General features: G+C 66.1%; 8 protein-coding genes. 2 read left to right on the forward strand and 6 right to left on the reverse strand.

Annotation, left to right across the window (positions count from 1 at the left end; translation table 11 throughout):
• Positions 1 to 851: 851 nt before the first annotated feature.
• The 5 genes from ACLP25_RS20530 to ACLP25_RS20550 form a co-directional block, all read right to left on the reverse strand.
• The gene (locus ACLP25_RS20530; RefSeq protein ID WP_442471005.1) at positions 852 to 1,769 is read right to left on the reverse strand and encodes a DUF2189 domain-containing protein; all 918 of its coding nucleotides are present in this window, start codon (positions 1,767 to 1,769) and stop codon (positions 852 to 854) included.
• A 124-nt stretch (positions 1,770 to 1,893) separates the two neighbouring features.
• The gene (locus tag ACLP25_RS20535; RefSeq protein ID WP_442471006.1) at positions 1,894 to 2,739 is read right to left on the reverse strand and encodes an FTR1 family iron permease; all 846 of its coding nucleotides are present in this window, start codon (positions 2,737 to 2,739) and stop codon (positions 1,894 to 1,896) included.
• A gap of 16 nt (positions 2,740 to 2,755) precedes the next feature.
• Positions 2,756 to 3,103 carry a cupredoxin domain-containing protein gene (locus ACLP25_RS20540; protein ID WP_442471007.1) on the reverse strand — a complete coding sequence of 116 codons (348 nt, stop codon included), beginning with the start codon at positions 3,101 to 3,103 and terminating at the stop codon, positions 2,756 to 2,758.
• 204 nt (positions 3,104 to 3,307) lie between these two features.
• Positions 3,308 to 4,264: an alpha/beta fold hydrolase gene (locus ACLP25_RS20545; RefSeq protein ID WP_442471008.1), complete on the reverse strand. Its 957-nt coding sequence runs from the start codon at positions 4,262 to 4,264 to the stop codon at positions 3,308 to 3,310.
• The gene (locus tag ACLP25_RS20550) at positions 4,261 to 4,884 is read right to left on the reverse strand and encodes a pyridoxamine 5'-phosphate oxidase family protein (protein WP_442471009.1); all 624 of its coding nucleotides are present in this window, start codon (positions 4,882 to 4,884) and stop codon (positions 4,261 to 4,263) included. The genes ACLP25_RS20545 and ACLP25_RS20550 overlap by 4 nt, the downstream gene beginning before the upstream one ends.
• 137 nt (positions 4,885 to 5,021) lie before the next feature.
• On the opposite strand from ACLP25_RS20550, the gene ACLP25_RS20555 reads away from it, so the two are divergent.
• Entirely contained in the window at positions 5,022 to 5,927 is a 906-nt protein-coding gene (locus ACLP25_RS20555; RefSeq protein WP_442471010.1) for a LysR family transcriptional regulator, read from the forward strand.
• A gap of 181 nt (positions 5,928 to 6,108) precedes the next feature.
• On the opposite strand, the gene ACLP25_RS20560 is transcribed toward ACLP25_RS20555, so the two are convergent.
• Positions 6,109 to 6,627 (reverse strand): hypothetical protein, encoded by a 519-nt coding sequence (locus tag ACLP25_RS20560; RefSeq protein WP_442471011.1) that lies wholly within the window; start codon positions 6,625 to 6,627, stop codon positions 6,109 to 6,111.
• A 332-nt stretch (positions 6,628 to 6,959) separates the two neighbouring features.
• On the opposite strand from ACLP25_RS20560, the gene ACLP25_RS20565 reads away from it, so the two are divergent.
• On the forward strand, positions 6,960 to 7,142 hold a 183-nt coding region (locus tag ACLP25_RS20565; protein WP_442471012.1), incomplete at its 3' end, for a transposase family protein.

Genomic DNA, 7,142 nt, shown 5'->3' on the forward strand with positions numbered 1-7,142 from the left:
GGCTTCCTGCCCTTCCGCTCCACGACTGCCGGGTTCGCCCAGCATCCGCAACCTCGGCAGTCGGCAACTGGATACGATAGTCGTGTCCCCCTCATCCAGAAGTATGTTTCTGGTATGCCAGAAGAACGCATTGAATCGGCGGGGCCTTTATCCAATTAACTGAGCGACAGAACGCAAAGCCGAGTATTGGTCTTGGCTCGCCTCTTATGTGCAGAGCGATCCAGGAATCAACGCAAGGGCGGCAGCCTGTCGCAAGCATCGGAGATATCCAAATGAAACGCTTAGTCTTGACATTCCTGTCGGCGGCCACGGTTTGCGCTGTCGTATCCGCTACTCCAGCCGCAGCCCAGGAGACCACCATGAGCGCGCCTGCGGGTCAGGCGCCTGTGACAGTTGAAGGGTACGGGAACGTTTCCGGCGACATGAACCCGTTCGCTCCCTTCATCAGCGCGGCCAATAGCGGCTTGGCCTACGGGACCGATCGATGCCACGTTGTTCGAGACTCTTATGGCAGTTATGGAAGGTTAACGAGCGTCTGCGATCCCTGACCGACTTGCCCGCTGCCCAGCGCGCCCCGTCCGCTGCGGCGGTGCGCGCTGGAGCGTTCCCGCCCCATGCTCGGGGCAGGCTCGTCGAGGCGCGCCGCCTGCGGCGTCACTCCTTGAGGCATGTGGCGGCAGCCCGTTAGGACGCGATGGACATGGCGCCGCAAACGATCGAAAAGGCATGTCGGCGATGAAAGCCGCAGATTCGCCGCCGATCGCAATTCGGCCGGCGCAGCGCCTGCGGCGCGCGCTCTCCGTTAGCCCGGGCCGCGGCGTCGCGCGTCCCGACGCCGGCGAGCGACGGTTTCAGACCCGGCCTCTGCGGAAGAAGTCGAGCACGTCGAGGAAGGTCCACAGTTCCTTCAGCAACGGCGTCTCCACGATCGCTTCGCCGGTGGGGTCCTCGATCGGGACCTCGTGCGCCGCGTCGCGCTGAACCGCGCGACGGTAGAAGCGCCAGGTCGCATGGCCGAGGACCGGCATGACGACGGCGAGGCCGATGAACAGCGGCGCCGAGCCGACGACGACCGCCGCCGCGACGATGGCGCCCCACAGCGCGACGGGCCCGGGATTCTGCCGCGCCAGACGCACGGACGCGATCACCGCCGGCGTCAAGCCGACATCCCGGTCGAGCATTAGCGGGAACGAGATGACGCTGACGCAGAGCGAGAGGGCGGCGAAGCCGAATCCGATGAGGCAGCCGAGAACGATCAGCGTCCATCCCCGGCTGGTGGTGAGAACGTCGTTCAGAAACGGGATCGCGGCGGAGGGCGCCTTTGGCCCGTAGAGCCAAAAGTAGAGGAATTGCGCCACTCCGAGCCAGAGCGCAAAGACGGCGAGGAGAAGCAAGCCGAGCGCAATCACGGAGGGCAGCGCGGGCGAGCGGAACACGGCGAAGGCGTCCCGCCACGACGCCGCGCGGCCTCTTTCGCGCCGGCGGCTCAATTCGTAGAGCCCGACAGCGAAGAACGGGCCAACCAGCGCAAAGCCGGCCACGAGCGGGAAGACAAGATGCAGCGCGCTCCCGAAGGACGACAATGCGGCAAGCGCAACGCCTGCGAGCGCGTAGAAGATGCCAATGAACGCCGGATGCGTCGGCGTCGCGAGGAAATCGTCAAGGCCTTCCCGCAACGCGGCGAAGCAGTCGCTCGTTCGGATGCGGCGGACCTCGATTGGCGCTTCGAACGCATCGGGTCCGAAATACACGTGAAAAGTGGACGTCATGGTCGTCCTCCGCTCTGCGCGGGTGGGCCGCCCGACCTCGCGCCACATTCACGCCTTATAGGTCGGGGTCTTGGACTCCTTGCGGTCATCCGGCGCCTTTTTTGTGAACAATTGTTAGTGGGGTTCACTCCGCCGGCGCGGCGCCGACGGCTTTGGGCCTCGGCGCGCGCCGCGCCCCGACCGTCTTGGTCAGCGCGACGATGATCGCCAGCACCCCGAGGTAAACCACGACCTGCAAGACCGACGGCTGGTCCGAGTAGCCGATCAGCGTGTGCAGGACGCGCCCGAAGAGACTCGTGTCGGAGAGAATGGACGAGATGTCCCAGGCCGTGTCGCCGAGGACCGTGATCACGCCGGCCTGCTGCAAGAAGAGAACCGCCTGCGCCGCGAGACCCGCCGCGAGCAGGCTGATCAGCGCCGTCGTGACGGCGAAGAGTTTCCGCTGCGGGATCGTGACGAGCCCGAAATAGGTCAGCGCCGTCACTGCGACGCCCGCCACGAGCCCGAGAGCAGAGCCGATCATCAGGTCGGCCGTCGTGGAGCCCGCCGAGGCGGCGAGACCGTACATGAAGAGGGCGATCTCCGAGCCCTCGCGCATCACCGCGACCGCGCAGACGATTCCGAGCGCGGCGATCGAACGGCCGCCCGCGCGCACCGCCTCGCCGACCGCCTTCACTTCCATCGCGAGCTCGCGGCCGTGGCTCGCCATCCAGACGTTGTGCCAGATCAGCATGACGACCGCAATGAGCAGGATCGAGGCGTTGAAAATCTCCTGCCCGATCCCCGCCATCGCTTCCGCCAGCGCCCCGGCGAAAGCGGCGACGAGGCAGGCGCCGACGACGCCCGCCGCGACCCCTAGGCCGATGACGAGCCGGCTGCCGCGCACCCCCTTCGTCACCGCAAGCACGATGCCGACGATGAGGCCCGCCTCGATGATTTCGCGAAAGACGATGATCAGGGCGCCGAGCATGGCAAAGCCTCAGCCGTCACTGGATGACCAGAAAGCCTTCGGTCGTCGCCTCATGGTAGTCGTCGTAGAAGCGGTAGCGCCCGGCCTTCAGCGGATGCACGTTCACCGTGATCGTCTTGCCTGCCGTGACGACCTTCTCGAACCGCAGCGCCTTGCTCTCGAATTCCGCCGGCGTCCCATCCTGATTGGCGAGTTCGATCACGATCGGCTTGCCCGCCGGCGCGGTCGGCTCGGCCGGTGAGAACTTGTGGTCCTTCAGCGTCAGCGTCAATTTGACCGGTTCGTCGGCGAACGCCGCTTGAACCATGCCGAACGACGCAGCGAGAGCGAGGGCGAAGATCGACAGCGGGCGGGCGAGAGACATGCGAGGCTCCATGGCGGCGTCGACCAGAGCCCATAGCCAATCCGCCTTGCAGCCGGGAGCAGCCCGCTCTGCGGCCGTGGCGGCTCACAGGGTCAAGGTGTGCAGCCGTGAAGGATCGATAACAAGCGGCCGGACGCCGGACAAGAACGGCGGGACCAGATTAGAATCGATTCAAATTCCCGCGCCCGATGGCCGCGGCTCGGGCTATATCTTCCGCTTCGCCAAAAACTCCCGGATCAGCGCCGCCGCCTCGTCCACCTTCTCGTCGAGCGCGAAGTGACCAGCGTCGAGGATATGGACTTCCGCGTCCGGCACGTCGCGCCGATAGGCCTCCGCTCCGGCCAAGGCGAAAGACGGATCGTACTTGCCCCAGAGAACAAGCAGCGGCGGCCGGCGATCCTTGAGCCACGCCTGCCAGGACGGATAGGCGGCGACGTTGGTCTGATAGTCGAAGAAAAGATCGGACTGGATCTGCGGCTGGCCCGGCCTCGACAACAGCGCGGCCTCCCGCTCCCAGGTCTCCGGGTCGTAGCGCTCGGGATGCGGCGACGAGCCGAGATGACGTATCTTGGCGCCTTCCAGCGACGTGAAGCCGGGGATGACCTTGTCCTCATAAGCCGCGCGGTCCTTCCAGAACGCCTTGCGGATGTCCCAGGCCGGTCCGAGCCCCTCCACGTGCGCGACCGCGTTCTGCACGATGATCGCGCGCACGCGATCGGAATGGGCGACGGCGAGCCGCATGCCGATCGGCCCGCCGTAATCCTGCTGGCAAAGGACGTACTCGCGGAGTCCGACGACGTTGGTGAAATCGTCGACCACTTTCGCGAGATGGTCGAAGGTGTAGGCAAATTCGGACGGCGGCGGCGCGTCGCTCTCGCCGAAGCCCGGATAGTCCGGCGCGACGAGATGATAGCGGTCGGCGAGCAGCGGGATCAGCGTCGCAAACATCCGCGACGACGACGGATAGCCGTGCAGCATCAGGATCGTCGGCGCATTTTTCGGCCCCGCCTCCCGATAGAAGATTTTTAGCCCGTCGACCGTGACGAACCGATACGTCGTCGTCGACGAGTCGGAGGCAACCGGTTGCGCCTTGGCCGCGCCGGCGGCGAACGCGAGAGCAGCCGCGGACACAACGAGCGCGGACGCGAGCATGCGCTTCATGATGAGAACTCCTGTTTTCCACGCAGGCGCGCGTTCTCGGCCTCGAGCTCTCGCAAACGATCGCGCAGCGGCGCGATGGCCGTTTCGATCTCGGCCGCCGTGAAGCGCGGCGTGATGTGCTGCGAGCAGTTCCAGTCGAAGGCGTGCAGCGTCAGGGTGAAGCCGCGCTCGGCCAGGGCCCGGTATCCCGGCGTGGCGAGCCGAGCGGCAAGGTCGGGTTCGGCCTTGAGGCCGTGCGCCGCCATGCGCGCCAGAATTTTCAGGCGTCGTCGGCGCGGGTAGTCCATCAGGAACAGCGCGACCCGATCGTCGTCGGCCACGGCGCCGAGCGTGAGATATTGCCGGTTGCCCCGGAAGTCGGCAAAGCCGAGCGTCTGGTCGTCGAGCACGCGCAGGAAGCCCGGCGGGCCGCCGCGGTGCTGGATGTATGGCCAGCCGGTCTGTGACACGGTCGCCAGATAGAAGCTGTCGCGCTCCGCGATGAACGCGATCTCGTTCGCGGAGAACCGCTCGGGCGAGCGGTCGGCCTCCATCGTGTCCAGCCGGCCGCCGCCGCCGTTGGCTTCGCGGGCGGCGCGGATGCCGGGCGTCTCGAGGGTTTGCAGGAACCGGTCAGTCATCAGACCTCCTGTCGCCATTTTGGCGCCGAATGATTTCGGCGGCGAACGTGGTGTTCACATCGGCGCATGTTACCCCTTCCGAAATCGGCTGGCAGACCGTAGGATCGGGAACCGACCTCTCAAGTTTCGGAAGGCTCTTGGACCGCCTCGACGCCATGTCCGTGCTGCTCTCGGCCGCGGAGAGCGGCAGCCTGTCGAAGGCGAGCCGGAAACTCGGCCTTCCGCTGGCGACGGTCAGCCGAAGAGTCGCCGAGCTGGAGAAACATCTGAACGCCAGCCTGCTGATCCGATCCGTCCGGGGGCTCGAGCTGACGCCGGCGGGCCGTTCCTACGTCACGGCGGCCAAGGCGATCCTGGAGCAGCTGACCGAAGCGGAACGGGCCGCCGTCGGCGAATACACGGAGCCCAAGGGCGACCTCGTCGTCACCGCCCCCACAATGTTCGGCCGGTTGCACGTGCTGCCGGTGGTGACGCGCTTCCTCGCCGCCTACCCGGACGTCGCGGTCGGGCTCGCGCTGACGGATCGGGTCGCTCATTTCCTGGACGATCAGATCGACGTGGCGATCCGCATCGGCCCCCTACCCGACAGCAGCCTGATCGCGACGCGGCTGGGGTCGGTCCGGCGCGTAGTCTGCGCCAGCCCCGAATATCTCGCTGCCAACGGCGTCCCCAGGACGCCCGAGGACCTCTCCCGGCACAGCGTGATTTCGCTGGAGAGCGTGTCCTCGCCCACCTCCTGGAGCTTTGGGTCCGGCGATGACGAAACGACCGTCACGTTTCGCGCCCGCTTGAGCGTCAACTCGATCGACGCGGCGATCGTGGCCGGGCTCTCCGGCGCCGGGCTCGTCCGCGCGCTGTCGTATCAGGTCGTCGATTTCGTGCGCAGCGGGCGCATGGCGATCGTGCTCGACGCGTTCGAGCCTCCCCCGCCTCCGGTGCACCTCGTCTACGACGCGCAAAATCGGCTGCCGCTGAAGCTGCGCGCCTTCATCGATTTCGCCGTCCCGCCCTTGCGCGAGCGGCTGGCGGAGGCAACTTTGTAACGAGGGCCTGTGTTTCGCGACAACCTCGTCCGGCGTCGAAAGCACGACGACCGTCGCTATCGACCATAGCCCGAACTGCGGCGCGTCGCGCAACGTGCGTGCGATGATCCGACAAAGCGGCGAAAAGCGTGATCGATCCGGCACGGACGGTAGGCGGAGGCTTCCGGCGCCTTTCGTCTTTTCAACTCACCAGTCGGCGCCACCACGTCCGCCGGGGTTGGGCTAGCGTGGCGAGTTTGTCCGCTTGCGCTGCGCCTTCGGCGATGACCCCTCCGGCCTTCGCATTCTCTTCGGCGAGGTCAGGGGTCAGGCGGTTGGTCTGTTCAGCGTCGGAGCACTCTTTGGGTTCGTCGCGCCGCTTTTCTTCGCCGGTCGGGGCCGCCTCGCCACGCGAGCCGAGGAGGCTTTTCAGTTCGGCCTGAAGGGCGGCGAAGGCGACGGAGACATCGTTGGGTGCGGCCGGTTCGGGCGCTTCGTCGGTTTTCGGAACGGGGGCTTCGTCAGGCGCGGGCGCCGGCTCCGGAGGCGTGGGTTCCGGCTGTTTTCTTTCGAAGACACGGAAGAGGTCGGTCTGATCGATAGCGTAGCCGCCATCGCTCGTTTTCTGCGCTGGAAGCGCGCCCTCCTGGATGGCGCGCCAGACGTCGATTTTGCTGGTCGCGGCCTGTTCAGCCGCTTCTAAGAGGTTCAAAACCGCCATGGCGCCGCCGTCCGTCGTGACCTTGCGTAACCCGTCGCGGTTAACCAAACGCTAACACCAAGACTCGGCTGAAGCCCTCCAAACGAGCGTCAGCGATGAAGCGCGAGCGTTGAGCGGCCCGAAGGACCGCTCATGGCGCAACGGGTCGCCGGCGCGTCCTTCGCGATAGCGCTGCCGCTCGCCTCTTACTGGCGCGCCCCCCCGCGCCCCAGGGGAATCGCGTATGAGTAGAGGCTGTTGCGTTCGAAGAAGAAGTTGATTCTGAAGAGGCTTCCTGATTCGAAGGGAGCCTGTGGTGCAATCGCTGATCACCGTTTTTCGCGAGGTTCGCGATCCTCAACGCTCGGCATGATTTGGCGGCGATGCTGTTTGTTGCGCTTGCGGCGATATTGTGCGGCGCCAAGACTTGCGTCGACATTGCCGATTTCGCCGTCGCGAACGAAGCCGAGCTGTCCCAGATCGTCGATCTGCCGCATGGCGCGCCGAGCCACGACAGCTTCAGCCGCCTCTTCCGC

Source organism: Roseiarcus sp. (assembly GCF_052145395.1).
Classification (GTDB): Bacteria; Pseudomonadota; Alphaproteobacteria; order Rhizobiales; family Beijerinckiaceae; genus Roseiarcus.

Coding starts and splice junctions, on each gene's coding strand:
- ACLP25_RS20560 (WP_442471011.1), bottom strand. CDS start 6,627: ATGGCGGTTTTGAACCTCTTAGAAGCGGCTGAACAGGCCGCGACCAGC.
- ACLP25_RS20550 (WP_442471009.1), bottom strand. CDS start 4,884: ATGACTGACCGGTTCCTGCAAACCCTCGAGACGCCCGGCATCCGCGCC.
- ACLP25_RS20540 (WP_442471007.1), bottom strand. CDS start 3,103: ATGTCTCTCGCCCGCCCGCTGTCGATCTTCGCCCTCGCTCTCGCTGCG.
- ACLP25_RS20535 (WP_442471006.1), bottom strand. CDS start 2,739: ATGCTCGGCGCCCTGATCATCGTCTTTCGCGAAATCATCGAGGCGGGC.
- ACLP25_RS20545 (WP_442471008.1), bottom strand. CDS start 4,264: ATGAAGCGCATGCTCGCGTCCGCGCTCGTTGTGTCCGCGGCTGCTCTC.
- ACLP25_RS20530 (WP_442471005.1), bottom strand. CDS start 1,769: ATGACGTCCACTTTTCACGTGTATTTCGGACCCGATGCGTTCGAAGCG.